This window comes from Micromonospora sp. WMMD961 (assembly GCF_029626145.1).
In the GTDB taxonomy this organism is placed as follows: Bacteria; Actinomycetota; Actinomycetes; order Mycobacteriales; family Micromonosporaceae; genus Micromonospora.
In genome coordinates this window covers 5,898,402-5,924,430 of record NZ_JARUBJ010000002.1, presented here as the reverse complement: position 1 = coordinate 5,924,430, position 26,029 = coordinate 5,898,402, and the positions used below count along the sequence as shown (strand labels likewise).

The following is a 26,029-nucleotide window of genomic DNA, read 5'->3' as shown; positions in this document are numbered from 1 at the left end:
GCGTCGTCCGATCACTCGGTGCGGCGGATGTTGGTGAGGGTCAGGCCGAGGGGCGGCAGCGCCGGCATCCGGCGCAGGTCCAGGGTCAGGTCCTGGACCGGTACGTCGTAGCGCATGGTGGTGGTCAGGTTGGCGACCGCCCGTTTCATCAGGTCGATGGTGATCCACTCACCGGCGCACCGGTGTCCGGCCCAGTGGTCGCCGCCGCCCTGGGGGATCAGCGCGAACGGGTCCACGCGTCGCCCGGCGAACCGCTCCGGACGGAACAGCTCCGGTTCCGGCCAGAGCGTCGGGTGGTGGTTGGTGCCGTACAGGTCGAGCAGCACCCGACGGCCGCGGGGGAAGTGGTGGCCCTGCCAGTCGAAGGAGCGCCGGACCCGGGCCGCCGCCATCGGGAAGAACGGGTAGTAGCGGCGTACCTCCTGGACGAACTGCTCGGTGGCCTCGTCGTCGTCGCGGACCCGGTCCCGCCAGCCCGGATGGTCGTGCAGGGCGAGTGCGGCGAAGGTCATGTACTGGTCGACGGCGACCACCGGGCGCAGCAGGTTCAGGAGCTCCACCGCCGCGATCCGGCGGGGGAGCAGGTCGCCCCGCCCGTCCCGGTGTTCGGCGATCACGGCCAGGGCGCTGCCGGCCGGTGCCGGAGCGAGGCCGGCCCGGGTCCGTTCGACCAGGTCGGCGAGCTGGCGTTCGGCGCGGCGACGGGCGAGCAGTCCCCGCCAGTGCCGGGGGCCGACCAGCGCCGGCGCCTCGATCATGGCGTGCAGCTCGACGGCGCGGTCCTCGACCTGCGAGGTTGGCAGCGGCACCCCGACCCAGGCGTACACCACCCGGGTCAGCAGCCGGCCCAGCTCGGCGTAGAGCGACACCGGCCCGGCGGCCTCCCAGGCGGGGATCCGAGCGCGCCACTCGGCGTCGAAGAGTTGGCCGAGCTGCCGGATGGCGGCCGGCGTCATGATCGACATGAACATGGCCTTGCGGTCGGTGTGTTCCGTCCCGTCGAGTCCCTGCACACCGCCCCGACCGGTGAGGGTCCGCTGCACCCGCAGCGGCATCGCGGTGGCGCGTCGGAAGCGTTCGGTGTCGTAGAACAACTCCGTCGCCGGCCGGCCGCGCAGGCAGATGGTCGGGGCGAGCAGGATCCGGGTCCGGAAGACGTCGCTGTCGTACCGCTCGCAGCGCTCGCCGATGAACCGGTAGCCGGCGCGGAGCAGCGCGAGGGTGCTGTCCGGGCTGCGGTCGGCCGGCGTTCTCGCCATCGGGTCTCCTCACGCACTGGTGCGGCCGGTCGCCGCCGGCTGCGTCTACCCAGGTCGCCGCCGCTGAATCCCCGCGCCGACGGCATGCCGGCTGGCCCCTCCCAGGGGCGGCGGAACCTGGTTTGCTGCTGGTGGGGCAACCACGGGGAGGGGCGGATGCGCGACAACACATCACCACGCTGGCGGCAGCGACGGGCGCTCGGGGCGCTGGGCGGGAGCCGTGACGGGCGGTCACTGATCGGGCCGGCGCGGCGGCCCACCCGGCCACGTCGGTTCTTCACGGTGCACCTGGGTTTCACCGCGCCCGACGCGGCCGAGGCCCGTGAGCTGGCAGTGGCGTACGCGGAGGCGCTGAGCCTGCTCCGCCCGGAGGTGGCGCTCGGTGCGGCGGCCCTGTCGCCGGCGGACGCCTGGCAGCGGGCCGAGCGGCTGTTCTGCGGTGCGGTCGGCCCGGACGGCGAGCGTTGCGTCGACGTCGCCGATCACCCTGGTTTCCACCACGCCTCGGGTCCGGGCGGCCTCGGCTGGGGCGACGGCGACGGTCCCGGCAGCGCCGATGGTTGATCATCGGCCCGGGGCGGTCGCTGCGGCGGCGGAGGGCTTCGTGCCGGCACCCCGACTGCGGGCACCGGCACGGCAGCCGCACACCGACCGGCGCGATCAGTCCAGGTCGAACTCGCCGTCCTGCGCGCCGGCCACGAACGCGTCCCACTCGGCCTGGGTGAAGACGAGCACCGGCCCCTCCGGCTCGGCCGAGTTGCGCATCCCGATCAGATCGTCGACGAAGGCGACCTCCACGGCGCTGTCGGAGGTGTCCCCCTCGGCCCGCTGCCAGACCGCCCGAGAGAGGTCGAAGTCGCCCTTGGGGTGCTGCGCCATGGTTCTTTCCTCCAGTGCCGAGGGTCGTGTGGTGACCGGGTGCCGATCCCCATCGGGCAGGATAAGCGGATGCCGAGCCTGACCCGTGTAGAGGCGACCGCGCGTGGCGCGGCGATTACCGTCGAGTCCTATCAGGTGGACCTCGACCTGACCGGAGGCGCGGAGCTGTTCCGGTCCCGCGTCGAGATCCGGTTCCGGGCGACCGCCGGCACCGCGACGTTCGTCGAGGTCAAGCCCGCCACCCTGCTGGGTGTACGCCTCAACGACCGTGACCTCGATCCCGGCCTGCTCACCGACAACCGGCTGCCGCTCGACGGCCTCGGCGCGGAGAACACGCTGGTCGTCGAGGCGGAGATGGCGTATTCCAACGCTGGCGAGGGGATGCACCGCTTCGTCGACCCGGCCGACGGCGAGACCTACCTCTACGCGATGTCGTTCCTCGACAACGCGCAGCGCATCTTCGCCGCCTTCGACCAACCCGACCTCAAGGCCCCGTTCACCCTCGCGGTGACCGCTCCGCCGGAGTGGGTCGTCGCCGGCAACGCCGTGCTGGTCGCCAACCCGACCCCCGGCCGGTGGGAGTTCGCCCCGAGCGCGCCGCTGGCGACGTACTTCTTCTCGCTCATCGCCGGGCCGTGGCACGTCCGGCGGGCCGAGCACGACGGGGTGCCACTGGGCATCTACTGCCGGCGGTCGCAGGCCGAGCATCTGGACGCCGACGCGGACGAGATCTTCACCGTCACCCGGCAGTGCCTGGACCGGTTCCACGAGCTCTTCACGGAGCGCTACCCGTTCGGCAAGTACGACCAGGCGTTCGCGCCCGAGTTCAACGCTGGCGCGATGGAGAATCCGGGCATCGTCACCTTCCGCGACGACTACATCTTCCGCTCGGCGGTCACCGACACCCAGCGCGAGCAACGGGCCAGCACGATCGCCCACGAGATGGCCCACATGTGGTTCGGTGACCTGGTCACCATGCGCTGGTGGGACGACCTGTGGTTGAACGAGTCCTTCGCGGAGTACCTGGGCACCCGGGTCACCGCGGAGGCGACCCGCTTCGACCAGGCGTGGACCACCTTCGCCATGCGCCGCAAGGCCTGGGGGTACGCGGCCGACCAGCGTCCCTCCACCCACCCGATCGCCCCGGAGGAGGTCGCCGACGCCGACGAGGGCCTGCTCAACTTCGACGGCATCTCGTACGCCAAGGGGGCGAGTGTGTTGCGGCAACTCGTCGCCTGGCTCGGCGACGAGGCGTTCCTGGCCGGCCTGAACGCGCACTTCGCGGCGCACCGCTTCGGCAACGCCACCCTCGACGACCTGCTGGCCAGCCTCTCCGGCGCCAGTGGGCGGGACCTCTCCGGCTGGGCCGAGCTGTGGTTGCGCCAACCGCAGGTCAACACGTTGCGCGCCGAGGTGGCGGTCGACGCTGCCGGCCGCTACACCGAGGTGGCGGTGGTGCAGACCGCGCCCGAGTCGCACCCGGTGCTGCGCCCGCACCGGATCGGCGTGGGCCGCTACGCGACGGACGGCAGCGTCCTGCGCGACGAGGTGGCCATCGATCCGGCCGCCGACGGTGATCGCACCGTGCTGGGTCAGCTGGCGGGCCTGCCGGCGGCCCGGCTGCTGCTCCTCAACGACGGTGACCTCACCTTCGCCAAGGTGCGTCTCGACCCGGCGTCGGCGGCGGCCGTTCCGCTGGTGCTGCCCGGTCTGACCGACCCGCTGGCCAGGGCGGTGCTGTGGGGCGAGGCACTGGACGCGGCTACCGATGGGGAGCGGCCGGTCGCCGGCCTGGTCGACCTGATGGTCGCCGCGCTGCCCACCGAGACCGAGGTGATCATCGCGGAGGACGTGTTGACGCTCAGCCGGTCGCTCGTCGACCGCTACCTCGACCCGCTGGCCCGGTCGGCGGCGCTGGCCCGGGTCGCCGAGGCGTGCCGGCGCCTGCTCGACGGCGCGCCGACCGGAGAGTCGTTGCAGCTGGCCGCGGCACGAGGCTGGATCGCCGCGACCACCGACGACGACCTGCTCGTCGGCTGGCTCGCCGGGCGGGACGTGCCGGCCGGCCTGAAGGTCGACGCGGAGCTGCGCTGGGCGGTGCTGCGCCGGCTGGTGGTGTTGGGTGCCGCCGGGGAGGCGGAGATCGCCGTCGAGGCAGCTGCCGACGTCAGCGCCACGGGCGCGGAACGGGCCGCCCACTGCCGGGCCGCCCTGCCCGATCCGGCGGCGAAGCAGGCCGCCTGGGAGATCATCGTGCGGGCCACCGACCTGTCCAATCGGCTGTTGGAAGCGACCGCCGAGGGGTTCTGGCAACCCGAGCAGGCCGAGCTGACCGCCGCCTACGTCGACAGGTACTTCGCGGAGATGCCGGCCGCCGCGAGCCGGCGTACTCCCTGGACGGCCGACCGGGTGGCGGCCCTGGCGTTCCCCCGCTACGCCGTGGCGCAGCCGACCCGGGAGGCGGCCGCGGCGTTGCTGGCCCGCGACGACCTGACCCCCGGCCTGCGCCGCGTGGTGACCGACGCCGACGACGACCTGCGCCGCGCGCTCGTCGCCCGAACGGCGGTGGCCGCCGCGTCGGCGTGAGAGTAGTCGGGCGTGGGGTGGCCTTCGAGCCACCCCACGCCCGCCGCTCAGCGCAGCGCGGGTTCCGCCGTCACCGGCGCATCCCAGTCGATGACATAGCGCTGCTCGTCGGCGACGGTCCTCTCCGGGTCCATCGCCGTGCGCACCAGCAGCGGCATCAGCAGCGGCATCAGCGTCCGAGCGACCGGCCCGGGTGCCTTGGCGTGGTTGATCCGGGCCGCCCGGGCGGCGACCTTCTCCACCCGGGAGCGACGCAGCCGCACGTACGCGTCGAACGCCGATGCGACGTCCGGCAGGTCCCGCAGGCAGCGGGCGAGCTGCACCGCGCTCTCGATGGCCAGCGACGCGCCCTGCCCGGAACTGTTCGACGGCGCGTGCGCGGCGTCGCCGACCAGCACCATCCGCCCCCGGTGCCAGTGCGGCACCGGCGGCATGATCTGTAGAGCGCCGACCACCTGGAGTTCGTCGGCGGTGCTGGTCGCCATCAACTCCCGCCCCGGGTCGTCGTCGCCGTAGCTGCCGCGCAGCGTGTCCAGCCACTGCTCCGCGGGCACCGCGCGGGCCTCGACGAGGCTCATCGGTCGCTGCTGCGGCAGGTTGACGCCCCACCGGGTGCCGCCGCCGGGCTCCGGCCAGTAGAGGTAGTAGCCCCGTCGTCCGAAGGCGAACGTCATCGTGCCCGGCGCGGCGTCCACCTCGTGCCGGGCGACCGCCTCGAAGCCGAGCAGGCCGGTGAACCGGGGGCCGGGAGCGGCCGCGTCGATGAGCCCCCGGACCGTGGACCGGACGCCGTCCGCGCCGACCAGCACGTCGGCGGTCGCAGAGGTGCCGTCGTCGAAGTGGGCGGTCACCCCGGCACCGGTCTGTTCGGCGTCGACCAACCGCTTGCCGTACGCGAAGGTGACGCCCTCGGCGACCGCCCGATCGTGCAGCACCCGGTGCAGCTCGGCCCGGTGCACCACCCGCAGCGGCGGCACGCCGGCCAGCGTGGGCAGAGCGACGCGGCGGCGGCCGACCGCCATCATGGTGCGCTCGATGGGGGTGGCGAGCGCGGTCACCGCCTCGTCCGCGCCCACCACGCGCAGGGCCGCGACCCCGTTCGGGGCGAGGGCGAGGGTGCCGCCGATGCCACCGGCCCCACTGGCGGTGGCCGGGTACGCCTCGTGGACGGTGGCGGTGATGCCGGCGCGGCGCAGCGCCAGCGCCGTCACCGGGCCGGCGATACCGCCGCCGATGACGATCGCGGTTCGTACCGTGGTCATGCTCTCTCCCTGGGGTGTCGTGGTCCGCGCAGGCGCACGGACCTGGGAGGGAGCCCGGTTATCCTCGTGTTTGCCGCTTCGGGCCGGGCGCCTTCCCAGGTGTCGGTTCGGGGTAGGGGCTCCGGCGGGGTGTTGGCGCACCCCGCCGGAGCCGTCCGTCAGTCGGTGGGGTCGGGTGTCTGGCCGGTGCTGGTCCCTTCCGCCAGCCTGGTGAGCTCGGCCGGCATCTCGCCGGTCTCGTGGAAGGCCCGCCAGGTGTCGAGCCCCGGGTAGCTCCCGGAGGTCAGCTCGACGAGCAGCGCCCGTAGCCACGCGGCCTCCGCGTCGCGCATGGCCAGGTCGTACTCGGTCTCCACCAGGAACAGGCGGGGAATCTCCCGCAGGTGGGCGTCGAGGGTCTCGCGGTCCCGACGCAGCGCGCCGTCCAGCCGGTCGAGTCGCTGCCGGAGCAGGTCGGTGGCCTCGTCGGGATGTAGGGCGGCAAGGACGGACAGCCCGGCCCGGAAGCGGGGATGCTCCGGCATCGGTGTGGAGACCAGCTCACGGGCCCAGTCGACCAGCTCCGCCCGACCCGCGTCGGTGATGCGGTAGACGGTGCGTTCTGGGCGGCGGCCCTCGCGGACGCTCTCCACCGCCTCGATCAACTGATGTTTGTCGAGGTTGCGGATCACCGTGTAGAAGGAGCCCCACTTGATCTCCATGTCCTGGTCCTTGCCCCAGGCGCGGAGTGTGGTGGCCAACTCGTACGGGTGCATCGGCCGCTGGACCAGAGCGGAGAGCACGGCCAGTGCCAGCAGGTTGCCGACCTTGCGCCGTTTCGCCACGACGCCCCCATTCACTCGTTAGCGATTACTCGCAGGCGAGTATAGGCCTCCGGCGCCCGAGCCGGTACCGGGCCGCAACAGCCCGCTCACGCGGTCGGCCTACGATCACGGGGTGGAGGAAGATATCCGGCGGATCGGGATCATGGGTGGCACCTTCGACCCGATCCACCACGGGCACCTCGTCGCGGCCAGCGAGGTCGCCGACCGGTTCGGCCTGGACGAGGTGGTGTTCGTCCCCACCGGGCAGCCGTGGCAGAAGGCCGACGAGCCGGTCAGCCCCGCCGAGGACCGGTACCTGATGACTGTCATCGCCACCGCCTCCAACCCCCGCTTCCAGGTCAGCCGGGTCGACATCGACCGCAGTGGGCCGACCTACACGGTCGACACCCTGCGCGACCTGCAGGCCGAGTACGGCCCCAAGGTGCAGCTGTTCTTCATCACCGGAGCGGACGCTCTGCAACGCATCCTGTCCTGGAAGGACCTGGACGAAATCTTCGAGTTGGCCCACTTCGTGGGCGTGACCCGGCCCGGTTTCCCGCTGACCGACAAGCACCTCCCGGCGGACACCGTCAGCCTGATCCAGGTGCCGGCGATGTCCATCTCGTCGACCGACTGCCGTGCCCGGGTCGCCCGGGGTGAACCGGTCTGGTACCTGGTGCCCGACGGTGTGGTGCAGTACATCGCCAAGCGGAGCCTCTACCAGCGCTGAGCCCGCCCGGTATGCCCCTGTTCGTGCGTGGAACCGACCAGAACTGCGCGGTCGGTGCGTCGCCGGGTGTGAGACGCTTGGAGGATCGCACGCTTGATCGAAGGAGAACGGTGACAGTTTCCGAACGCGCTCACGAGCTGGCTGTCGCGGCCGCCCAGGCCGCCGCCGACAAGAAGGCGCAGGACATCACGATCATCGACGTCGGCGACCAGCTCGCCATCACCGACGCGTTCGTGCTCGCCGCCGCCCCCAACGAGCGTCAGGTGCTGGCCATCGTCGACGCCATCGAGGAGAGCCTGCTGGAGCTGCCGGAGAAGGCGAAGCCGGTCCGGCGCGAGGGCGAGCGTGGTGGCCGCTGGGTGCTGCTCGACTACGTCGACATCGTGGTGCACGTCCAGCACACCGAGGAGCGCGAGTTCTACGCCCTCGACCGCCTCTGGAAGGACTGCCCCACCATCCCGTTCGTCGACCGCGACCTGGTCGAGGCCGACGCCAGCGGGTCCGCCGCCGCAGAATGACCAAGCTGATCGTCTGGCGGCACGGCAACACCGACTGGAACGCCGCCAACCGCGTCCAGGGGCAGACCGACGTACCCCTCAACGAGCTGGGTCGCGACCAGGCCCGCGCCGCCGCGCCGCTGCTCGCGGCGCTGCGCCCCGACGCCATCGTGGCCAGCGACCTGAGCCGCGCCGCGGAGACCGCAGGCGCGCTCGCCGCGCTCACCGGGCTTCCGGTGCGCTCCGACGCCCGGCTGCGCGAGCGGCACTTCGGCCAGTGGCAGGGTCTGCACCTGACCGAGGTCGCCGAGCGCTTCCCCGAGGAGTACGCCCGTTGGCGGGCCGGAGACCCCGCTCCCGGCGTCGACCTGGAACCGCTGCCCGACCTTGGTGAGCGGGTCGCCGCCGCGCTGCTGGAGGCCGCCCAGGCGGCACCGGGCGGCACCGTGGTGGTCGCCACCCACGGCGGCGCCTCCCGGCAGGGCGTCGGTCACCTGCTCGGCTGGGACGCCGCCGTGCTGCGCGGCGTCGGTTCGCTGGCCAACTGCCACTGGACCGAGCTGCGCCACGACGACGTCCGGGGTTGGCAGTTGCGGGCGCACAACGTCGGCCTGATCACCGCCCCGGTCGCCGTCGACGCCGTCTGAGTCGATCCTCGCCCGGGTCGAGCGTCATCGCGCTTCGTCGTTCGGCCCCTCGATCGGCTAGCGTGCCGGGCATGCCCGTCGCGGTCGTCATCGACTCCACCGCCTACCTTCCGCCCGAGCTGGTGCAGGCGCACCGGCTGACCGTCGTGCCGTTGACAGTCGTCCTGAACGGTGCGGAGGGGCTGGAGGGGGTGGAGACCCGGCCGGCCGACGCCACCCTGGCGTTGAGTGCCCGCCGGGTCACCGCGACCACCTCCCGGCCGGCACCCGAGCAGTTCGCCCGCACCTACCGTCGACTGTTCGACGACGGCGCCGACGGGATCGTCTCGGTGCACATCTCCGCCGCGCTGTCCGGCACGGTCGAGGCCGCCCACCTGGCCGCCGCCGACTTCGACGGCCGCGTCGAGGTCGTGGACAGTCGCTCGACCGGGATGGGTCTCGGCTTCCCGGCCATCGCGGCCGCCACCGCCGCCGAGGCCGGTGCCGACCTCGCCGGTGTACGCGACGCGGCGCTCGCCGCCGTCGCCCGCACCACCGTCTGGTTCTACGTCGACACGCTGGAGTTCCTCCGCCGAGGCGGCCGGATCAACGCCGCCGAGGCGCTGCTCGGCACCGCCCTCTCCGTCAAGCCGATCATGCACATGCCGGACGGGGCGATCGTGCTGCGGGAGAAGGTCCGCACCGCCAGCCGGGGAGTGGCCCGGCTGGCGGACCTGGCCGTCGAGGCGGCCGGGGACGACGACGTCGACCTCGGGGTGCACCACCTGGCCGCCCCGCAGCGCGCCGAGGCGTTGCTCGCCGCGCTGACCGAGCGGTTCGGTGACCGGCTGCACGACACGTACGTCTCCGAGGCCGGCGCTGTCGTCGCCGCCCATGCCGGCCCGGGTCTGGCCTGCGTCGTCGTGCACCGTCGACCGGCCGGCTGACCCGCTCTGTTAGCCTCGGTGGGCGCCCCAGATGGGCCTACCCCCCGGAGGTTCTGGCTACTTCAGCCACCACGCCGAGATCGACGCGATGCGCGCGTCTCTCGTGCGGGATCCGGGGCGTCGGCGCCCTCGGGGTTTTGTCATCGGTGTGGCTGGCTGAGGTCGTCGGCCTCCGGTCGGGTCTGCGGATCGACCGGGAAGAAGACGCTACAGATGACTGTCACGTTCAACCACACCATCGTCGCCAGCAAGGACAAGGACGCCTCGGCCGCCTTCTACCGAGAGCTGTTCGAGCTGCCGGAGGCGCCGTCGTGGGGGCCGTTCGTCAACGTCCAGTTGGACGGGGGCGTACTGCTCCAGTTCGCCGAGCCACCGGTGGACATCCAGATGCAGCACTACGCGTTCCTCGTCGACGACGACTTGTTCGCGCGGTGTCTGACGTTCGTCCAGGGGCGCGGCATCACGTACTGGGCCGACCCGCAGCTCAAGCGGGAGGGGGAGACCAACACCGAGCACGGTGGGCGGGGCTTCTACTTCTTCGACCCGGCGGGCCACGCGATCGAGATCATCACGCGGCCGTACCTGTGATTGTCGAGCGGACGACGTCGGTGCAGGAGGCTGCGACGTCGGTCTGACCGCGCACCCATAGCAGATCGTGGCGTGATCAGGGCGTTGTCCACAGTGGCGCTGGTCGTCCACAGGGACGGCGGCGACAGGCCGCGCTGCGGTGTCCGCCGCCCTAGCGTCGCCCTGTGTCGCACGACGAGGAGACAGAGGTACGCCAGCGTCTGCGCCGGCTGACGGAGGCGGCTGTCGTGCCGCCGCCCCGGCCCGGGGCACCGCTCGGCGGCCTACCCGTGGGTGGTGCCGCGCCGACGGGCGTACCCCCGGTTGGCGTGCTGCCATCCCGGGCGGCCGGGTCGCTCGCGGAGCCGGCGTCTGATGGGCTCCCGGCCGAGTCGGAGTCGCGACTGGTCGGCCCGGGGGCGTTCGACCCGGGGCGACGCGGCGTACGGGCGTTGGCGGTTGTCGCCGCGGTGGTGGTGCTGGCGGCCGCCGGCTGGGCCTGGCGGTCCCGGCCGCAGTCGGAACCGGTCGTACCGCCGGTCAGCGAGGCCGCGTCGGCCGCTCCGGCGGCCGACCCCGGCCCGTCCGGCTCCGGTGAGCTGGTGGTGGCGGTCGCGGGCAAGGTCCGCAAGCCCGGGTTGGTACGGCTACCGGCCGGGTCCCGGCTCGCCGACGCCGTGCAGGCGGCCGGCGGCGCGTTGCCCGAGGTCGACGTGGCGCTGCTCAACCCCGCTCGCAAGGTCACCGACGGCGAGTTGATCGTGGTCGGGGTGACGCCTGCGCCGGCCGCGGTCGGCCCGGCGGCCGGCGGGGCGGCAACGCCCGCCGGTCCGCTGAACCTCAACACCGCCACGTTGGCCCAGCTCGACGCGCTGCCCGGGGTCGGGCCGGTGCTCGCCCAGCGGATCCTCAGTCACCGCGACCAGCACGGCGGGTTCAAGGCCGTCGGCGACCTGCGCCAGGTCGACGGGATCGGCGATGCCCGGTACGAGCAGCTCAAGGATCTGGTGACGGTGTGAGTGGCGCTGGTCCGGGGGCGTCTAGCGGCGTGGGCGTCGGGCAAACCCCCACCTCCCCGCCGGATCTGCGGCTGGCCGGCCTGGCGGTGGCCACCTGGCTCACCGCGCTCGCCGGCCTTCACCTCGGCGCCCGTCCCCTGGTGGTGGTCGCCGGTGCGGCAGCCGGCGCGACGGCGGTGAGCACCCTGCACCTACTCGGCCGCCTCGGTCGGCCCCGGGCCGCCTTCCGCCGTCACGGCTGGATCGTCGTCGCGGTCGGCCTTGGCGTGGTCTGCGGCGCGGCGGCCACCGCGTCCCGGCTCGCCGTTCGGGACGCGCCACCGATCCGCGCCCTCGCCGAGCAGCGCGCGTCGGTCACCGCCGACCTGGTTGTCCGCGACGATCCGCGTCCGATCCGCGGCGCCGGGCGGCCGGGCCTGCTGTTGGTGTCGACGGAGTCGGTCCGGCTCACCGGCCCGGACGGCCGGCGGATCCAGGCGTCGGTACGGGTGCTCGTCCTGGCGACCGACCCGGCCTGGCGGGGCCTGCTGCCCGGGCAGCGCCTCAGCGCCGACGGCCGGCTCGGCCTTCCGCGCGGTGGCGACCTCACCGCAGCCGTGCTCAGCACCAACGGGCCGCCGGAGCGGCACGGTGTGTCGTCCTGGGCGCAGCGGGCCGCCGGGTCGCTACGGGCCGGCCTGCAACGAGCCTGCGCCCCGCTGCCCGACGACCCGGGTGGGCTGCTCCCCGGGCTGGTGGTGGGGGACACCAGCCGGTTGCCGCCCGCCGTCGAGGCGGATTTCCAGGCCACCGGAATGACGCACCTCAATGCCGTTTCGGGGAGTAATGTCGCGATTGTCGTAGGGGCGGTGTTGTTGCTGGCCCGCTGGGCACGCGCTGGCCCGTGGCTCGCCGTCGGGCTGTGTGGGGTCGCGCTGGTGGGCTTCGTCATCCTGGTCCGCCCGTCGCCGAGCGTCGTACGGGCCGCGACGATGGGAGCGATCGGCCTCGCGGCGCTGGCCGCCGGTCGGCCCCGAGCCGCGCTGCCCGCGCTTGCCGCCGCCGTCACCGTGCTGGTGCTGGTCGACCCGGAGTTGGCCGGTGATCCCGGGTTCGCGCTCTCCGTGCTGGCCACCGGCGGCCTGTTGCTGCTCGCGCCACGCTGGCGGGACGGCTTGCGTCGACGCGGCGTACCGGCGGGGCTGGCCGAGGCGCTGGCCGTGCCGGCGGCGGCGCAACTGGCCTGCGGTCCGGTCGTCGCCGGGATCTCCGGCACGGTCAGCCTACTCTACATGCTGGACCGGACAACAGGTAGGATCGTAGCGTGACTGACCTGGCGCAACTGCTCGCCACCCCTGGCGAATCCCTGGACGGCATCGCCATCTCTGGCGACGAAGCCCGCGCTCAACTGGGCGTTGAGCTGTACCCACTGCCGGTGCAGACGCTTCGCGGCCTATGGGTTGCGATCTATCTACGCATCTCCGACGACAAGGCCGAAGACCTGAAGGGCGTGCGCCGTCAAGCGGTCGACACTATCCGGCACGTCCTGCATAGGGGCGCTGCCGGAGTAGTGATCTATGAGGAGAACGACACCAGCGCGTTCCGCAAGAAGCGGATTCCCCTCACGGACGGCGAAGGGAATCGGTACTTCGTCTGGCGAGTGATTCGGCCTCGCTGGCAGGCCATGCTGTCGTCGCTCCGCTCTGGAGAGCAGAAGGCTGCGGCTGTGCACGACATCGACCGACTGGCCCGCGACCCCCGGGACCTGGAGGACGCGATCGAGCTGGCCGAGTTCGTTGGCCGGCGCTTCGAGGGCGTCACCGGCTCACTCGACCTGAACAGTGACAACGGTCGGGCGATGGCTCGCGTGATGGTGGCGATGGCCAACAAGGCGAGCGCCGACACCTCCCGCAGGACCAAGCGGAAGCACCGGGAGCTAGCCGAGGAGGGCGTGCCAGTCGGGTCGCAGCGGCCCTTCGGGTGGAAGGCCGACAAACTCACGCTAGAGCCGGCCGAAGCGAGCGAGATCCGCACGGCAGTCATGAAGATCCGTGGGGGCGTCAAGCCCACCGGCATCATGGCCGACTGGCAGGACCGGGGCATCCTCACCCCGCACGGCAATACCTGGCGATGGTCGCCGTTCATGTCGATGCTGCGCAACCCGCGCCTCTGCGGGTTCCGCAGTCGGCAGGTGAGAGAGGTGAAGGAGACCGGAGCCGTCCACGATCGCTGGGAGATCGTGAAGAGGGCGGACGGCACCGAGGTCGTCGGGAAGTGGGAGAAGATCATCGACCGCGAGGAGTGGGAGGATCTTGTTGCGAAGATCGGCAAGGCGTCCACTCCGGCGGGCAGCTACGACGAGGGCGGCCGAAGGAAGTATCTGCTGACCGGCCTCGTCCGCTGCGGCAGGTGCCCTGGGCACCCGAATATGTCGGGCGGGCGGACGACCGTCAAGGGCGACCAGGGCTACTGGCGGTATAAGTGCGAGTCCCGGCTTGATGGCGGCTGTGGAGGCAACACGCGCCACATGGGCAAGGTCGACGAGCTGATTACCAAACTGGTATTCCAGCATCACGATCGGCTCATGGCGGCTGCGGGGCAGACGCCACAGGACCCGGACCCTGTTGACACAGCCCGACTCGCGGAGATCGACGAGCTGCTAGCCGACCTGTACTCGGGCTGGAAGGCCAAGAAGGTGCCGTCCTCGGACTACTTCACCATGCGGCAGGATCTCGCCCGAGAGCGCGAGGAGCTGGTGGCCGCGAACGCTGCCACGGAGAGGAGCGCGATCAGCCGGACGGTGGCGGAAGATGTGCGGCACCGATGGGACTCCGCCCCCGTGGCGGAGAAGTCAGCGTTCCTGTCCCGCTACCTTCGCGCAGTGATCATCATGCCGATCGAGCCGGTCTGGAGCGAGCGGAGCCGGAAGATGGTTCGGCCGTGGGCCTTCAACCGCGACCTGATCGAGCCAGTCTGGCTCTGACCGCAGAACGCAAGAAGCCCCCCAGCGATGCTGGGGGGCTTCGTCATGCGTTGGGCTGCTGGCGTTGGACCCTGACGCCGAGTGCGGCGTTGGCTGCGGCCCACTGTTCCCACGTGGGCGGAGGCACGCGGGCGAGTTGGCGCTCGATCCACTCCTGATCAAGCTCATCCTCGGTCTTCTCCCGGACGGACGGCACTGCGACGGAACTCCTTGCTCTGGGGGTGGACGACGAAGCCCCGAGACCGGCCACCTCGCGGTGAACCAGCCTCGGGGCTGTTCCGTCAGGCGTATCCGTTGGCCACGAGCCAGAGGACCCAGTAAGCGGCGGCTACCAGCGCCACGCTGGCGAGGACGACGTAGGCGGTAGCGATGACCAACAGGCGCAAGAGCTGGGCGATCACTGGGCCACGACCTTCACGATGTTGCGGACGTTCTGGATGGTCACGGGCTTCGGCGCGTCGCGGTACTCCTCGACGTAGTCCTTCAGCACGCCAGGGACGTAGCGCGACTCGTGCTGCCTGCGACCCTCGTGGGCGGCCCTGTTCCGCGCCGAGTAGTACGGCTCGTTCATGGCGTAGGGGTACCGGCGGTCCATCTCCTCCTCGGAGACCACCTCTCCGGTCTCCTTGTGGGTGAAGACGTAGTGGGACCGGATCTCCCAGTGCTTGTCGCTGGCGTACGGGTCGATGCCCTTGCCAGTCCGTTTGTCTCGGTACCGGGAGCGCTGGTAGCTGGAGTCCCAGCGCGAGCCGCGGGCCCGCTCGATGCTCGCCGTCTTGCCGTTGTAGGAGACGAGCTTGCCCAACACCATCTGCACCGACCGCCCGGACATCTGCGGGTAGATGACCTGGTCGCCCGGCTCGATGACTTGGCCGAGGATGTCCTTCAAGACCGTCTCGCCGCTCACGCCGCCACCTCGACGTGTTCAGGTTGCAGTATCGCGGCGGCCTGATCGCTCAGGGCCTTCTGCTGGTCCTCCCAGTAGAGGCTGACGTGCCGGATCTCGCCGCCGGAGAAGCGGGCGATGCGGTCCAGCTCGGGGATCAGCCGATCCATGTTCGGGTGGGCCAGGGCCTTGTCCGTGACGTAGATGTTTCGGGCTCGCCGGCCCTGGAGGGCGTAGACGACGTTCGCGGAGAAGACGTCACGCTCCCCGAACTGCGGGTACTCGGCGGCTTCCTTGAGCCATCCGACGATCAGGATGTCGCCGAGCGGCGGGAAGATCGGCTGCTCGTTGCTCTCGGTGCTCACTGCTCGTAACTCCCGGTAACGTCGATGGGGATGCCCGCGACCAGCTCGATCTTGATGTCGGGCGGGTCGTAGGTGTGCGTGCTGCGGATGCCGCGCAAGGCGGCCTTGAGGTTGGGCTCGCCGATGTAGGCGCGGACCTCGTCGCGTCGGTTGAGCTTGTTCCAGTGCAGGCTGACGATGAAGACGGCGATCATCAGCGCCGCTCCCCAACGCCGAAGCCCAGCCAGAACAGGCCGGCGGCAACGATGACCGGCAGGTCGAAGACGAGGCCGATGGCCACGAGGAAGACCCCGTAGAGGATGATCACTGCGCCAGCTCCTCGATGTTGTTTCGCGCCTCGGCCGCCATCTCCTCGATCCGGCGGATGTTCGCCAGCGCCGCGTCCCGGTCGCCCCGGAAGCTCTTGTCCAGCGACCAGACCCGCTGAGCCAGGTTGCGGAAGGCGGTCTGCGCGAGAACGTCCAACACCGAGCGGTGCTTGGCCGGCAGGAGTTCGGCCCCGTAGTAGTTGCCGACCAGCCGCAGCGACCCACGGTTGTATCGCCGGCCGTTGGCCAGGACGATCTGGGTCTTGGTCAGGCGCTCGATGGTGGTCAGCGCGACGCTGCCGTTGTAGCCGTTGCTGTACTCGGCCACGGCCGCCCCCTCGACAACCCAGGAGCGGTCCTGGTAGTACGGGTCGTTGTGGATCACGGGGCCACCCGCCCGTACTTCTCGAAGGCGGCGTGTACGGCCGGCAGCTTCGCGGCGAGGTGCGCCTCGATGCCGTCCGCCACTAGCTCGATCTCCGCCTGCGGGTGGCTGGTCAGCGTCGCGTAGTCCCGGCCGCTGGTGCGGAGGCTGAGGAAGTGCATCATGGCCCGCGCGTTGAGCGTGACGTATGCCGAGGTGTAGATGCCCACCCCGAGCACGTCACGGGCCAACTCCCGGGCGATGCCGGCGTTCAGCATGGCCTGGTAGCTCCGCCAGGCGTACTCGCTCGCGGCGGTGGTCTGCCAGACGTACGTCAACCACTGGTCGGCGCTGCCCGGCTGGAACCGGTACGCGCCCGGCTTGCCCGCCTGCACCAGGTGCCGGTCCCGGTCGGCCAGGAAGAAAACCGGCTCCAGCACGGAGTACCGCCCGGACCACTCGCTGATCGAGGTGTGCCGGTGCTTGGCCATCTGCCGCAGGACCCGGAGCGGGGCCTCGATGTAGAAGGTGCCGTAAGCGTGCTCGAACGGCACTCCGTGGCGCTCGCGGGCCAGGAAGTTGATGAAGCCCTCGCGGGCCGCTGAGTCCATGTCGCCGCCGGTCCGCTTGATGCTGGCCTTGGCCATGCGGATCACCTTGGCGTCGTCGCCCATCCAGTCGTCGAGCCGGACCGTCACGTCCGACCGGTAAGTCACTGCGTCGGTCACGCCGCCACCCCCATCACCCTGTAGAAGGTCTGCTTGCTCTCGCTGGTCAGGTGGAACAGGCCGTCCGGGCACTCGTAGGCGCGGCTCTCGCGGACCATGCCGCGCCGGCTCGGGGCCTTCTCGAACGTCCTGTCCCGCTTGGCCTGCGCTCTGCCGAGGGCCTTGTCGGCGTCGTGTTCGTCATGGAAGCCGCGCTTCCCGCACTGCGGGCACCAGCTCCAATCGATCGTTGTCTTGCCCATCTCTGATCCCCCACTTACTTCTTGAACTTGAGGCAGTCCTCGCAGCTCACGCACCCACCACGCGCGCTGCCGTCTTGCAGGTGCCAGACCTGGTCGTGCTTGCAGGTCTTGCAGTAGCCCGGCCAGTCCTTGCCCTCGTTGAAGGCGAGGAGGCGACCGGGGCTGTAGAGCTTCACCGTCCGAGCGGCACCGCCGAACCCGACCTTCTTGAAGGTCTGGAGGGCTTCGCTCTCGGAGGCGAACGGTCCGAAGGGGAGCCAGTGCGGGGAGTCCTCGCTCAACTTGCTGCCCAGCGCGTACCAGTCGCGCATCCAGAGGATGTCGGCCGACTCCTTCAGCAGGGCCTTGGCCATCTGCTCCGGGTTGTCGTAGTCGTCGCTGGTCAGGATCGAGACGAGGCGCTGTACCTCGTCCTTGCGCGGAGTGATCCGCACTCGCTACCTCCTCGTCGCTGGCAGGGCCCAGCCCCACGCCGAGCCCTGCCAGCCTTGCAGTATCAGACGTGCGTGATCTCGTAGTTCGTGAAGTAGAAGTGCAGCCCGCCCTTGTGGAGGCGCACCCTGACCAGCTTGCGGTTGATGCCCGGCTCCACGCCGACGACCTCGCCCCGCTCGCCGAGCCGGATGCCCCAGAAGAACTGCCGCACCACCTCGACCTCGTCCCCCTGTCGGAAGCGGCTCGGGTCCAGGATCTCCGGGTTGAGCACCGCCACCGGGGCGAAGACCGCGAGGCTGAAGGCGGAGAAGTCCAGTCCGCCGATCCCCTTGAACCGCCCGTCCTTGGCCTTGGTGAACTCGTCACCCTCGGCGTCGCGGACGATGGACCCAACGGGCAGATCGTGCAGCTCGTCCCACGTGCTGAGCTGGGCGATTGCGATCTGAGCCACCGCGCACCTCCTCTCTTGCCGGAGTCCCGGCGTCGATGTCAACGTTACAGTATCAGCCCTGAAACTGCAAGGCTGGCATCAGTCGCAGTCGTCGGCGCAGGCCACCAGGCCGGCGGTCGCCAGGGTGGCCACGGCCACCAGGGTAAGAACTCGCTTCACTTGCCGAACCTCCTGCTGATCAGTCCCGCCAGCCAGTCCGTCTGGCCGGTCAGGAAGTCGAGACCCGCATCGTTGCGGATCTCGTAGTCGGTAGCCCGGTCCAGCAACTCGTTCTCGCTGACGTGCGGGTCCGGGGGAAGGTCGGGGCGGATCACTCGCACCAGCAGACCGCCAGCGCGCCGGATCGCCTCGGCCTCGTTGTGGAACCGGACGTCGGTGATGACGACACCGCGGATGTCGGCCTCGACGTCGTCCATGACGGGCCGAATCCAGAAGTACGGGTCGATCTCGCGGACCGCCTCCGTGGCGAGGCGCTGGAGGAAGCGACGCACCTCGGGGAACTGCTTCGCGCTCTCCCAGCCGCAGGCGTTGACCAGCTCGCCCAGCCGTTCCCCATCGAACGAGACATCCACCAGCGGATCGATCGCCAGGGCTAGCCTGCGGACGTTGTCGCCGAAGGCGTACCGGACGTAGCCGTGTCGCTCGACGAGCCGTGCACCAACGGTGTCCTTGCCGGCCCGACTGCGGCCGAGCAAGCCAACCAGCGGACGGGCCATCAGGCGATCACCGCCGGCTGCTTGACCACGATGTGCGAGAGACGCACGCAGGCGTCCTCGCCGCAGTTGACGGTGACGCGCTCACCCTCGGCGAGGGGACCGTTGGCCAGCTCCCAGAAGACCCGGCGGACCGGCTTGTTCCAGCCCTCGTGCTGCGCCTGCGGCACGCCTCGGGCGAAGGACCCGGTCCAGATCCAGTGCTCCTCGGTCTTGCGGACGCGGGCCCAGATCCGGTCCAGCTCGGTGTCCCCGTCGTACTGGGCGGCGCTGCGCGGCTTGGTCAGGGTGTACTTGCGGATCGGGACGTCCGCCATGACGTCGTTGTACCGCTTGAACCGGTAGAGGTGCGTCGAGCAGAGGCCCAAACCCCCCTTGCCCTCGTTGACGCACTGCTCGCCCTTGCTGTTGGTAACCACGCACTGCGGCTTCATGGTGTTTCGGTTCTCCTTGCGTTGATCAGGCGATGTAGTCGGCGACGGGGGAGGTGCCGAGGTATCTGGCCCGCCCCTTGGCGAAGGCGATCTGCTTGCGGCCGTGGAGGATGTCCTCGCTGCGGGCGGCGAAGGTCGAGACGTAGAAGCCGGCCTCGGTCAGGCGCTCCCCCCAGCCGGTGAACCAGCGGGCCAGGCTCGCCTTGTTGATGAAGCCGAAGTAGTGGTCGACGGTGAAGCCGTTGTCCGAGGTGATCCCGTCCAGTTGCCCGGCGGGGTGCGTGGTCGGCGAAGCGTGGATCTTGCACAGCTCGCGGATGATCTTGTTCCGCTTGAAGTCCATCGGGTAGTTGTTGTAGGGCCCGCGTCCGTCCCGGTCCTCGATGCGGTAGACGATCACTTCGCCAGCGGGGGTCACCTCGGGCTTGTCGCCCTCGGGCAGCATGCCCACGGCCTCGCGGCCGGCGAGGGTCACGAACATCGCGTGCTTGTAGAAGCCGCTGGTCGCGCGCTCCTCGACCCAGCCCTCCCGCTCCATCACGGCCAGCGTGCGGGGGTGAACGTTGGGCCGGATGATGCCGCCCATGCTGATCGCGTCCAGCAGCTCGCGCTTCTGTGCGGCGCTCGGTTTAGCCATCGTGTCAGCCTTCCAGTATTGGATCTTGGCAGCCATCTTCAGCGAGGGGATGCCACCCCCTCGGACGCCCCGGAGGGCGTTTCGGCATCAGAGCGTCTTGATCCAGACCCGGTCTTCGTCGGCGACGTTGTAGACGCCCTCCATGTAGAGAGCGAAGTCGCTGATGACCTGCGCGTCCTCGATCTCGCGGACGTACCAGTGAAGCGTGCTGCCCTCGCCGTGGATCTCGTACCACTCGCTCGCCTTGATCGCCTCTACGAAGGCGTTCCGGCGGGGCCCGAAGTCGCCGTCCACGATCTCGGGCGCGTGCGTCAAATTGATCTCGTCCAGCCAAACCGGCATGTCGTGCTCCTCGTTCGTTGATCACTATGTCAGCCTTGCAGTATCGATGTCAAGGGAGGGGCCCGGCCGAATCGCCGGACCCCGCTCCCTACTACCGCTCGCTTCCTACACCAGCGCCCGGACGATCGTCTCGCGCTCGATCATCCGCACCTGGTAGCCCTGCTCCTTCAGTGCGGCGACGGCGCGCTCTGCCTTGGCCGCATCCCTGGTGACCGTTCCGCCTCGATCGAAGCCGTAGCTCTGCCAGGGGCCGCCCGGCTGCCTGGACTCCACGGACCACTCGAAGGTGTGCAGCAGCTCGCCGGCCTTCGGTTCGGGCTCGATAACACGGATGCCCTCCCGGGCCAGGAACGCCTTGGCCTCGTCGACTGCGCCCTCTTCGTCGGTCGGGTCGGTGGTCGACAGGATCTCGTCCAGGTTGGCCTGCTGGCCGTTGCTGTACCGCAGGAACCATCCCGAGTTGGTCGGGTCGCCGAACTGGTCGTAGAGCACCAGCGCCGCGCCGTGTTCGGTCTCGATCACCTGGCCCTCGGTCATCGCTCGATCCATACTCGGTCCATGTCCGCGTAGTCGTAGAGCACGTCCCACGGGTCGTCGAAGGCGTCGGGGGACTGCGCGTCCTCCAGCTCCTCGACCACCTGGTGAAGCTCGCTACCCTCGCCGGCTTCGCGGTACCACTGACTGGCCTTCAGCCGGCGCACGATCTCGTCGCGGCGCTGGGCGAAGCCGAGATCCTGGTTGCCCCAGACCCCGACCAGGTCAATCCTGTACCGCCAGCCGTCGCGGGTCGCGGCACGGTTGCGGATCTCGTGCCCCTGCTCCGTGACTTCGCGGAGCATCCCCACCACCTGCCCGGCGAACTTGTCGTATGAGCTTGTCATGACCTCACCTCGTCCTCGGCCAGCAGTTTCGCCGCGTGGGCGATGATCACCAGCAGGTCGGCCCGGGTGAGCGCCATCTCGGCCCGCCGCTCATGGCCATCCATGGCCAGCAGGAACACACCCCGCTCGATCTCACTGCGCGCCAGGAATACCGCGCCTTCCCCCGTTGCCAGCGTCAGAGCCCTCGGCGTGTCGTTGTCCAGCAGATTCAGCCCCGTCTGGTCACTGCTCACGCCTCCTCCTCGACCTGCTTGAGCAAGTCACGAACCTCGACGAGCATCTGCGACAGCGAGGCGTGAGCCATGATGCCCTCGTGTGCGGCGGCGGCCACAGCGGCGGCCCGTAGTGCCTCCTCGGCTTCGCGGAGGGTGGTGGCCAGGCCGGGCGTGACCCCCGTGATGGCCTGGTCGCCGACGCTGTACGGCTGACCGCTCTCGTTGTGGGTCAGCCGGTACAGGTAGTAGTCGCCGCCTTCCTTCGGGTTGGTGACGTCGTCCCGGCCGCGAACGGTGAAGGTCCCCGACCAGAACTGGACGGTGACCGTGTCGCCCCTCTCAGCGATCATGCTCTGTCCTGTCTCTCATGGCAGCCATCTTCAGGAGCAGGATGCCACCCCTGCCCGACGCCGGCCCACCCCCTCGACGGGCCGGCGTTTCGGCTTCTGGGCTGATCAGCCCTCGACAGCCGGACGAATCAGCTCCTCGGCGACCAGTTCGGCGGCCTCGCGCGCCTCGCCCCAGGTCTTGCCCTTGTCCTGTTCGCGCTGCGCCCTCTGGAGGTAGGTAACGGCGTCCCGCTCCAGCATGTCCCCGTAGACCTCGGCCAGGGAGCTGACGCTTCCCCGGAACTTCCGGTGCCGCCCCTCGCCGGCCAGGGCTAGGGCCTCGCCCACCACGCAGCCGGTCTCGGCGCGCGGATCGTTGGCCCGGATGAACCCGAACCAGCTCTGGTCGATCGGCTCGTAGTAGCACATGTCCAGCGGGTTGAGGTTGTAGACGAAGCCCTCGCCCCGCGCCTCCACGGCCTGCTTCAGCAGCTCGCGGGCCCGCTCCAGGGTGACCGGCTTAGCGACTCGGCCGGTCGGTGCGGTCACGGTCTGCTCGGTGGTCGTGGTCACTCGCATCACTCCATGTGTCGTGGCAGCCATCTTCAGGAGGGGCATGCCAAGCCCCCCGACCCCCCTGGGTGGGAGGTTTCGGCGCGGTTAGCTGATGGCCTTGCGGCCGGTGGCGATGCGAGTCCCGCCGATGTCGGCCCGGTTGCCGGCGTCCATGCCGACCCCATAGCCGGCCCCGACCGGCCGCGAGGAGCTTGAAGCGCGAGCGTTGGGGAACTTCTCCTCGTAGGCCCGCGAGACCAGCTCCGCCTTGGTCACCAGGACCAGCGCCACCGAGGGTCCGCTGCCTTGCGGGGCCTCTTGCGCTTCCTGCCGGGCGCGGGCCTCGGCCTGCTCGATCCGGGGGACGACCGTCGTGCGGAAGCCGTCCATGTAGTCGCGCTTCCACTTCTTCGGCTGAGCCCAGGCGAGCGGGTCGCGCGAGTAGTCCCAGGTCTGGAACCGGAGCGCCTGGACCAGCAGGCTCGTGTAGATCAGTTCGACCCGTTCGAGGTCCGACTCCATCCCGACCAGAACGAGCACCTGATCGCCGGTCGCCTTGCCCTTCCTCCGCTGGATGCGCGCCCCCTTGACTCCCAGCGCCTCGGCGATGGAGTACAGGAGCAGGGCCTTGGCCATGGCGTACGGGCCGGGGACCGTGATCCGCTTGTCGCCGATCGCGTCGCTGGTCGGGTCGCTCGCGGCGAGTAGCGCCCGGTCGACGCCGTACTTCGCCATCAGCTCGGTCGCCTTGGCCATGAACGCCTCGGCCTCCGGCTTCGTCGCGGCCGGGTCCTCCGCCTTGGCGAGAAGCCCTCGGATCGTGGCGAGCTTCTTCTCCGACGCTTCACTCATGCGTGTCAACCTTCCAGTATTGGCAGCCATCATCAGGAGGGGCATGCCAAGCCCCCCGACCCCCGAAGGGGTTTCGGCTTGTTACTCGGCAGTCACCTTCTCGGGGATCAGGACCGGGTCGGCCAGGGGCCGCGTCGTCACCACATAGGGGTCGGACAACGTCCCGTCCATGTAGCGCAGCCGGACCGCCTCCCCGACCTTCAGCGCCGCCCCGAAGGGCTGGCCACCATCCCAGGTCCCGGTGTTCGTGCCGTTGTTGGTGATGGCGATCGACTCGGCCGACAGGAGTACGGTCACCGGTTCGTCGGTGGCGTTGTGGTTGGGATCGAGGTACTTCCCGTCGCCCCCGTCGATCCGCCCGTACTGGCCGTAGCGGACGGGCTCCCCGTTGCGGGGATTCGGTCGGCCGGTGTTGTCCCACACCTGGACCCGATGCGGGTACTGCCGGTTGTGCAGACCCTTGCCGCTCACCTCGTGGACGAACACGCCCCGGTGCGTGATCCCGTAGGTCCGCTTGTCGGCGCTGGCCTCGATCACGTCGATGATCTGGTGCATGCGTGTCAACCTTCCAGTATCGGCAGCCATCTTCAGGAGGGGCATGCCAAGCCCCCCGACCTCCCTGGAGGGGAGGTTTCGGCGTTGGTGTCAGGCGGCCAGCTCGTTGCTCGATCCGAGTGCGGACGAGACCTGGACCGAGAACTGCCTCGACCGATCGGCCTGGCGCAGCTTCTTGCGCAGCTCCGCTTCTGCTCCGTCGATCGCGGACCCGGCCAGCGCTTCGTAGTGCATGTTGTCGGTCGCCCCGCTGATCGGCGGCAACCCAGCGGCCCTCCACAGGCGGAAGTAGAGGCCGGTGCCGGCCATGTTCAGCGGCCCGACCAGGCTGGTGTCTCGCAACACGGCGATGCACTCGGCAGCCGTGCCCGGTCGCGTGTCCTCGTTGCGCGCCACCCGATTGAGCAGTTCCCGGCAGTGCGCCCGGTACAGCAGCTCCGAGCGCATGAGCAGGTCATGCTGCGGCTGGAGCAGGATGAAGCTGTGGTAGATCCGGTCGGCCGCGTCCGGGTGCCTGCGCTGCGCCGCCTGGATCTCGTCCTCGGACCACCCCATCGCCTCGAATAGCGGGGCGAGGCCGTCCTCCAGGTCTGCGACCTCGGGCAGGACAGTGTCAGTCATCGTGTCAACCTTCCAATATCAGCAGCCATCATCAGGGGTGGGATGCCAACCCACCCGACGCCTCCCGGCGTTTCGGCATGCCGGGCCCCGCCCCCTCGACAGGGCCCGTCACATCGCTATTCCTGGTCGAACTGGGCGAGCTTCGCCGCCCACTCGTCGCGGATGCGGATCTGCGACGCCAGCTCCTCCCGCGCGCCGCCTACCCGGTTCTCCTGCGCGCTCAGCTTCCGCGCGACCTTCAGCCGCTCGCTCTCGCGCTCCCACCCGGGGTGGGCCTTGTCGAACGCCTCCAACGCCTGGCGCTCGATCTCCCGAAGCGAGTCGTACGCCTTGGTGTCGTAGCCGACCTTCGCGTCCCGGTCGTTACGGAAGCCGCCCCGGTACAGCTCGTCGGTCGCGGACACCCAGCGCAGCGGCTCGTCACTCCACCCGGCGGCGTCGTGGCGAAGGCTCTGAGTCCAGATGCGGTACTTCCGCCCCCGAACCTTGACGTAGCCGTACGGCTCGCCAGAGCCGGGTTCCGGGTCGCTGCTCACCTCCAGGCGTCCGAGGTAGACAGTCCGCCGCTCGGGGCCGTACCCGAAGGTCTCGACCTTGGCCGGCTTGACCTCGACCCAGACCGTCCCGTCCGCGATCTCGACCGGGAACCGCTCGATCCTGCTCGCAGTCATCGTGTCAACCTTCCAGTATCGGCAGCCATCATCAGGAGGGGCATGCCAAGCCCCCCGACCCCCTCGCGGGGGTTTCGGCGCTACAGCTTGTTCTCGATCAGGTCCGCGAGCTGCGCGAACGTCATCCCGCTGTCGTTGAGGCCCGCCGCGTGCCAGCGCTCCCCGTTCGAGTCGTCCGCCAGGTGTGGATTGCCGTCAGGCAGCCCTGCCCACTCCTGTACCGCAGTCGGCAGGATGGCCAGGCTCCCCGCGTACCGGTAGTCGACCGCTTGGCTCGACAGGTAGCCGACTCGCTCCGGCTCCGCGATCACGCCGTTCTTGACCGCGATATCGCAGAGCACCCCGAGGCAGCAGAACGCGTCGCCTCGCCGCAGGCCGTCCTTGCCCTGCTCGCGCTCACCCGACCGCAGCTCGGTGAGCCAGACTGCCTTGACTTCCTCGTTCATAACCATCACTCCATGCGTATCGGCAGCCATCATCAGGAGTGGGGTGCCAGCCCACCCGACCCCCGAAGGGGTTTCGGCGTTCAGCGGTAGACGCGACCCTCGGCGTCCACGTAGAAGGACTGGCCCTTGCCCTTGCCCTCGCCGATACCGCGCGTCGCGGCATCCCAGAAGCACGGGCCGGTCGGGTCGTCCTCCCCGGCGCAGTCGGGCACGCTCGGGACGGTGATCGTCGCCGGCTTGCTCTCGGCTACCCGCTGCCCGTCGTGGCACCACTGGTAGCCGACCAGCGCGCCCCCGGCGAACAGGAGCAGAGCGACCGCAGCGTCACGAATCTGTCGCATCGTGTCAACCTTCCAGTATCGGCAGCCATCATCAGGGGAGGCATGCCAAGCCCCCCGACCCCCTCGCGGGGGTTTCGGCGTCACAGGAAGTAGTCGATGACGTCCGCGATCTGCGGGAACGTCAGCCCGTAGTCATCGTTCAGCTCGGCCAGTGAGGGGTTTCCCCGCGCTCCGGTCTCCGGGGTCGGGTCGTTCTCCACGATGCCGGACCACTCGACGACCGCGAGGGGGAGCGCGGCGCTGTGCCCCTCGTACCAGTACGTGTTGCTGACCTCGCCCGCGGTCGGCTCCTCGATCACGCCATCCTTGACCGCGATGTCGCAGAGCACGCCGAGGCAGCAGAAGTCGTCACCGCGCCGGAGGGTGCCGGTCGTCTGCCCGTAGTCGCCCGAGCGGAGAGCGGCCGTCCAACGCGCCTTGATGCCCTGATCCATGTTCATCACTCCAAAGGTTGCGGCAGCCATCATCAGGGGAGGCATGCCAAACCTCCCGACCCCCTCGCGGGGGTTTCGGCGTACGTG

At 70.2% G+C, this 26,029-nt stretch carries 37 protein-coding genes, 2 other RNA genes and 1 pseudogene; 10 read left to right on the top strand and 30 right to left on the bottom strand.

Annotated elements, in window-relative coordinates; all coding sequences use genetic code 11:
• Positions 1-11: 11 nt before the first annotated feature.
• Positions 12-1,259, bottom strand: coding sequence for a cytochrome P450 (locus tag O7614_RS26975; RefSeq protein WP_278141228.1), 1,248 nt, complete (start codon positions 1,257-1,259; stop codon positions 12-14).
• Between the two features lie 156 nt (positions 1,260-1,415).
• Here O7614_RS26975 and O7614_RS26970 point away from each other — a divergent pair, with 156 nt between their 5' ends.
• On the top strand, positions 1,416-1,823 hold the full coding sequence (locus tag O7614_RS26970) for a hypothetical protein (RefSeq protein WP_278141227.1): 408 nt from the start codon (positions 1,416-1,418) through the stop codon (positions 1,821-1,823).
• Positions 1,824-1,919: 96 nt separating this feature from the next.
• Here O7614_RS26970 and O7614_RS26965 read toward each other — a convergent pair whose 3' ends face one another.
• Positions 1,920-2,138 (bottom strand): DUF397 domain-containing protein, encoded by a 219-nt coding sequence (locus O7614_RS26965; protein ID WP_030491749.1) that lies wholly within the window; start codon positions 2,136-2,138, stop codon positions 1,920-1,922.
• A gap of 69 nt (positions 2,139-2,207) precedes the next feature.
• Between O7614_RS26965 and pepN the strand changes: the two genes are divergently transcribed.
• Positions 2,208-4,724: an aminopeptidase N gene (gene pepN, locus O7614_RS26960; RefSeq protein ID WP_278141226.1), complete on the top strand. Its 2,517-nt coding sequence runs from the start codon at positions 2,208-2,210 to the stop codon at positions 4,722-4,724.
• Positions 4,725-4,771: 47 nt separating this feature from the next.
• Here pepN and O7614_RS26955 read toward each other — a convergent pair whose 3' ends face one another.
• Positions 4,772-5,986, bottom strand: coding sequence for an FAD-dependent monooxygenase (locus O7614_RS26955; protein ID WP_278141225.1), 1,215 nt, complete (start codon positions 5,984-5,986; stop codon positions 4,772-4,774).
• A gap of 158 nt (positions 5,987-6,144) precedes the next feature.
• Positions 6,145-6,810: a PadR family transcriptional regulator gene (locus tag O7614_RS26950; RefSeq protein WP_278141224.1), complete on the bottom strand. Its 666-nt coding sequence runs from the start codon at positions 6,808-6,810 to the stop codon at positions 6,145-6,147.
• A gap of 112 nt (positions 6,811-6,922) precedes the next feature.
• On the opposite strand from O7614_RS26950, the gene nadD reads away from it, so the two are divergent.
• From nadD to O7614_RS26910, 8 genes and pseudogenes are all read left to right on the top strand, one after another.
• A complete protein-coding gene (nadD, locus tag O7614_RS26945) occupies positions 6,923-7,519 on the top strand; it encodes a nicotinate-nucleotide adenylyltransferase (RefSeq protein ID WP_124817466.1) in 597 nt (198 codons plus the stop codon).
• Between the two features lie 110 nt (positions 7,520-7,629).
• The gene (gene rsfS / locus O7614_RS26940) at positions 7,630-8,037 is read left to right on the top strand and encodes a ribosome silencing factor (RefSeq protein ID WP_278141223.1); all 408 of its coding nucleotides are present in this window, start codon (positions 7,630-7,632) and stop codon (positions 8,035-8,037) included.
• A complete protein-coding gene (locus tag O7614_RS26935; RefSeq protein WP_278141222.1) occupies positions 8,034-8,663 on the top strand; it encodes a histidine phosphatase family protein in 630 nt (209 codons plus the stop codon). Before rsfS ends, O7614_RS26935 begins: the two co-directional genes overlap by 4 nt.
• Positions 8,664-8,734: 71 nt before the next feature.
• The gene (locus O7614_RS26930) at positions 8,735-9,589 is read left to right on the top strand and encodes a DegV family protein (protein ID WP_278141221.1); all 855 of its coding nucleotides are present in this window, start codon (positions 8,735-8,737) and stop codon (positions 9,587-9,589) included.
• A gap of 213 nt (positions 9,590-9,802) precedes the next feature.
• Complete coding sequence (locus O7614_RS26925) at positions 9,803-10,177, top strand: VOC family protein (protein WP_278141220.1); 375 nt, start codon at positions 9,803-9,805, stop codon at positions 10,175-10,177.
• A gap of 164 nt (positions 10,178-10,341) precedes the next feature.
• Positions 10,342-11,175 carry a ComEA family DNA-binding protein gene (locus O7614_RS26920; RefSeq protein WP_278141219.1) on the top strand — a complete coding sequence of 278 codons (834 nt, stop codon included), beginning with the start codon at positions 10,342-10,344 and terminating at the stop codon, positions 11,173-11,175.
• 29 nt (positions 11,176-11,204) lie between these two features.
• Positions 11,205-12,443: pseudogene (locus tag O7614_RS26915) on the top strand (ComEC/Rec2 family competence protein); the annotation flags it as partial.
• A gap of 35 nt (positions 12,444-12,478) precedes the next feature.
• Positions 12,479-14,137 carry a recombinase family protein gene (locus tag O7614_RS26910; RefSeq protein WP_278141218.1) on the top strand — a complete coding sequence of 553 codons (1,659 nt, stop codon included), beginning with the start codon at positions 12,479-12,481 and terminating at the stop codon, positions 14,135-14,137.
• A 397-nt stretch (positions 14,138-14,534) separates the two neighbouring features.
• On the opposite strand, the gene O7614_RS26905 is transcribed toward O7614_RS26910, so the two are convergent.
• From O7614_RS26905 to O7614_RS26780, 26 genes are all read right to left on the bottom strand, one after another.
• The gene (locus tag O7614_RS26905) at positions 14,535-15,044 is read right to left on the bottom strand and encodes a hypothetical protein (protein WP_278141217.1); all 510 of its coding nucleotides are present in this window, start codon (positions 15,042-15,044) and stop codon (positions 14,535-14,537) included.
• Positions 15,041-15,388 carry a hypothetical protein gene (locus O7614_RS26900; protein ID WP_278141216.1) on the bottom strand — a complete coding sequence of 116 codons (348 nt, stop codon included), beginning with the start codon at positions 15,386-15,388 and terminating at the stop codon, positions 15,041-15,043. The genes O7614_RS26905 and O7614_RS26900 overlap by 4 nt, the downstream gene beginning before the upstream one ends.
• On the bottom strand, positions 15,385-15,582 hold the full coding sequence (locus O7614_RS26895) for a hypothetical protein (RefSeq protein ID WP_278141215.1): 198 nt from the start codon (positions 15,580-15,582) through the stop codon (positions 15,385-15,387). The genes O7614_RS26900 and O7614_RS26895 overlap by 4 nt, the downstream gene beginning before the upstream one ends.
• Positions 15,583-15,691: 109 nt before the next feature.
• Positions 15,692-16,081, bottom strand: a complete 390-nt coding sequence (locus tag O7614_RS26890) for a hypothetical protein (RefSeq protein ID WP_278141214.1) — start codon at positions 16,079-16,081, stop codon at positions 15,692-15,694.
• The gene (gene thyX, locus O7614_RS26885) at positions 16,078-16,788 is read right to left on the bottom strand and encodes an FAD-dependent thymidylate synthase (protein WP_278141213.1); all 711 of its coding nucleotides are present in this window, start codon (positions 16,786-16,788) and stop codon (positions 16,078-16,080) included. The genes O7614_RS26890 and thyX overlap by 4 nt, the downstream gene beginning before the upstream one ends.
• A complete protein-coding gene (locus O7614_RS26880; RefSeq protein ID WP_278141212.1) occupies positions 16,785-17,030 on the bottom strand; it encodes a hypothetical protein in 246 nt (81 codons plus the stop codon). Before O7614_RS26880 ends, thyX begins: the two co-directional genes overlap by 4 nt.
• Positions 17,031-17,044: 14 nt before the next feature.
• Complete coding sequence (locus tag O7614_RS26875; protein WP_278141211.1) at positions 17,045-17,464, bottom strand: hypothetical protein; 420 nt, start codon at positions 17,462-17,464, stop codon at positions 17,045-17,047.
• 62 nt (positions 17,465-17,526) lie between these two features.
• On the bottom strand, positions 17,527-17,916 hold the full coding sequence (locus tag O7614_RS26870) for a hypothetical protein (protein WP_278141210.1): 390 nt from the start codon (positions 17,914-17,916) through the stop codon (positions 17,527-17,529).
• A 155-nt stretch (positions 17,917-18,071) separates the two neighbouring features.
• Positions 18,072-18,632, bottom strand: coding sequence for a hypothetical protein (locus tag O7614_RS26865; RefSeq protein WP_278141209.1), 561 nt, complete (start codon positions 18,630-18,632; stop codon positions 18,072-18,074).
• Positions 18,632-19,063 (bottom strand): hypothetical protein, encoded by a 432-nt coding sequence (locus O7614_RS26860; protein ID WP_278141208.1) that lies wholly within the window; start codon positions 19,061-19,063, stop codon positions 18,632-18,634. The genes O7614_RS26865 and O7614_RS26860 overlap by 1 nt, the downstream gene beginning before the upstream one ends.
• A 25-nt stretch (positions 19,064-19,088) precedes the next feature.
• A complete protein-coding gene (locus O7614_RS26855) occupies positions 19,089-19,700 on the bottom strand; it encodes a hypothetical protein (protein WP_278141207.1) in 612 nt (203 codons plus the stop codon).
• Positions 19,701-19,723: 23 nt separating this feature from the next.
• An RNA gene (locus O7614_RS26850) (hammerhead ribozyme type II) lies at positions 19,724-19,787 on the bottom strand.
• A complete protein-coding gene (locus O7614_RS26845; RefSeq protein ID WP_278141206.1) occupies positions 19,788-20,042 on the bottom strand; it encodes a hypothetical protein in 255 nt (84 codons plus the stop codon).
• A 105-nt stretch (positions 20,043-20,147) separates the two neighbouring features.
• Positions 20,148-20,579, bottom strand: coding sequence for a hypothetical protein (locus O7614_RS26840; RefSeq protein WP_278141205.1), 432 nt, complete (start codon positions 20,577-20,579; stop codon positions 20,148-20,150).
• The gene (locus O7614_RS26835) at positions 20,576-20,923 is read right to left on the bottom strand and encodes a hypothetical protein (protein ID WP_278141204.1); all 348 of its coding nucleotides are present in this window, start codon (positions 20,921-20,923) and stop codon (positions 20,576-20,578) included. Before O7614_RS26835 ends, O7614_RS26840 begins: the two co-directional genes overlap by 4 nt.
• Positions 20,920-21,156 carry a hypothetical protein gene (locus O7614_RS26830; RefSeq protein ID WP_278141203.1) on the bottom strand — a complete coding sequence of 79 codons (237 nt, stop codon included), beginning with the start codon at positions 21,154-21,156 and terminating at the stop codon, positions 20,920-20,922. The genes O7614_RS26835 and O7614_RS26830 overlap by 4 nt, the downstream gene beginning before the upstream one ends.
• Positions 21,153-21,488 (bottom strand): hypothetical protein, encoded by a 336-nt coding sequence (locus O7614_RS26825; protein WP_278141202.1) that lies wholly within the window; start codon positions 21,486-21,488, stop codon positions 21,153-21,155. Before O7614_RS26825 ends, O7614_RS26830 begins: the two co-directional genes overlap by 4 nt.
• A 15-nt stretch (positions 21,489-21,503) precedes the next feature.
• An RNA gene (locus O7614_RS26820) (hammerhead ribozyme type II) lies at positions 21,504-21,583 on the bottom strand.
• A 10-nt stretch (positions 21,584-21,593) separates the two neighbouring features.
• Positions 21,594-22,040 (bottom strand): hypothetical protein, encoded by a 447-nt coding sequence (locus tag O7614_RS26815; protein ID WP_278141201.1) that lies wholly within the window; start codon positions 22,038-22,040, stop codon positions 21,594-21,596.
• Between the two features lie 87 nt (positions 22,041-22,127).
• A complete protein-coding gene (locus tag O7614_RS26810; protein WP_278141200.1) occupies positions 22,128-22,874 on the bottom strand; it encodes a DUF2786 domain-containing protein in 747 nt (248 codons plus the stop codon).
• Between the two features lie 81 nt (positions 22,875-22,955).
• Positions 22,956-23,429, bottom strand: a complete 474-nt coding sequence (locus tag O7614_RS26805) for a hypothetical protein (RefSeq protein WP_278141199.1) — start codon at positions 23,427-23,429, stop codon at positions 22,956-22,958.
• Positions 23,430-23,519: 90 nt separating this feature from the next.
• Positions 23,520-24,050: a hypothetical protein gene (locus tag O7614_RS26800; RefSeq protein WP_278141198.1), complete on the bottom strand. Its 531-nt coding sequence runs from the start codon at positions 24,048-24,050 to the stop codon at positions 23,520-23,522.
• 116 nt (positions 24,051-24,166) lie between these two features.
• The gene (locus tag O7614_RS26795) at positions 24,167-24,721 is read right to left on the bottom strand and encodes a hypothetical protein (protein WP_278141197.1); all 555 of its coding nucleotides are present in this window, start codon (positions 24,719-24,721) and stop codon (positions 24,167-24,169) included.
• An 80-nt stretch (positions 24,722-24,801) separates the two neighbouring features.
• Positions 24,802-25,167 carry an FAD-dependent oxidoreductase gene (locus O7614_RS26790; protein WP_278141196.1) on the bottom strand — a complete coding sequence of 122 codons (366 nt, stop codon included), beginning with the start codon at positions 25,165-25,167 and terminating at the stop codon, positions 24,802-24,804.
• 80 nt (positions 25,168-25,247) lie between these two features.
• Positions 25,248-25,508: a hypothetical protein gene (locus O7614_RS26785; RefSeq protein ID WP_278141195.1), complete on the bottom strand. Its 261-nt coding sequence runs from the start codon at positions 25,506-25,508 to the stop codon at positions 25,248-25,250.
• Positions 25,509-25,588: 80 nt separating this feature from the next.
• Positions 25,589-25,948 (bottom strand): hypothetical protein, encoded by a 360-nt coding sequence (locus tag O7614_RS26780; RefSeq protein ID WP_278141194.1) that lies wholly within the window; start codon positions 25,946-25,948, stop codon positions 25,589-25,591.
• Between the last annotated feature and the right edge of the window lie 81 nt (positions 25,949-26,029).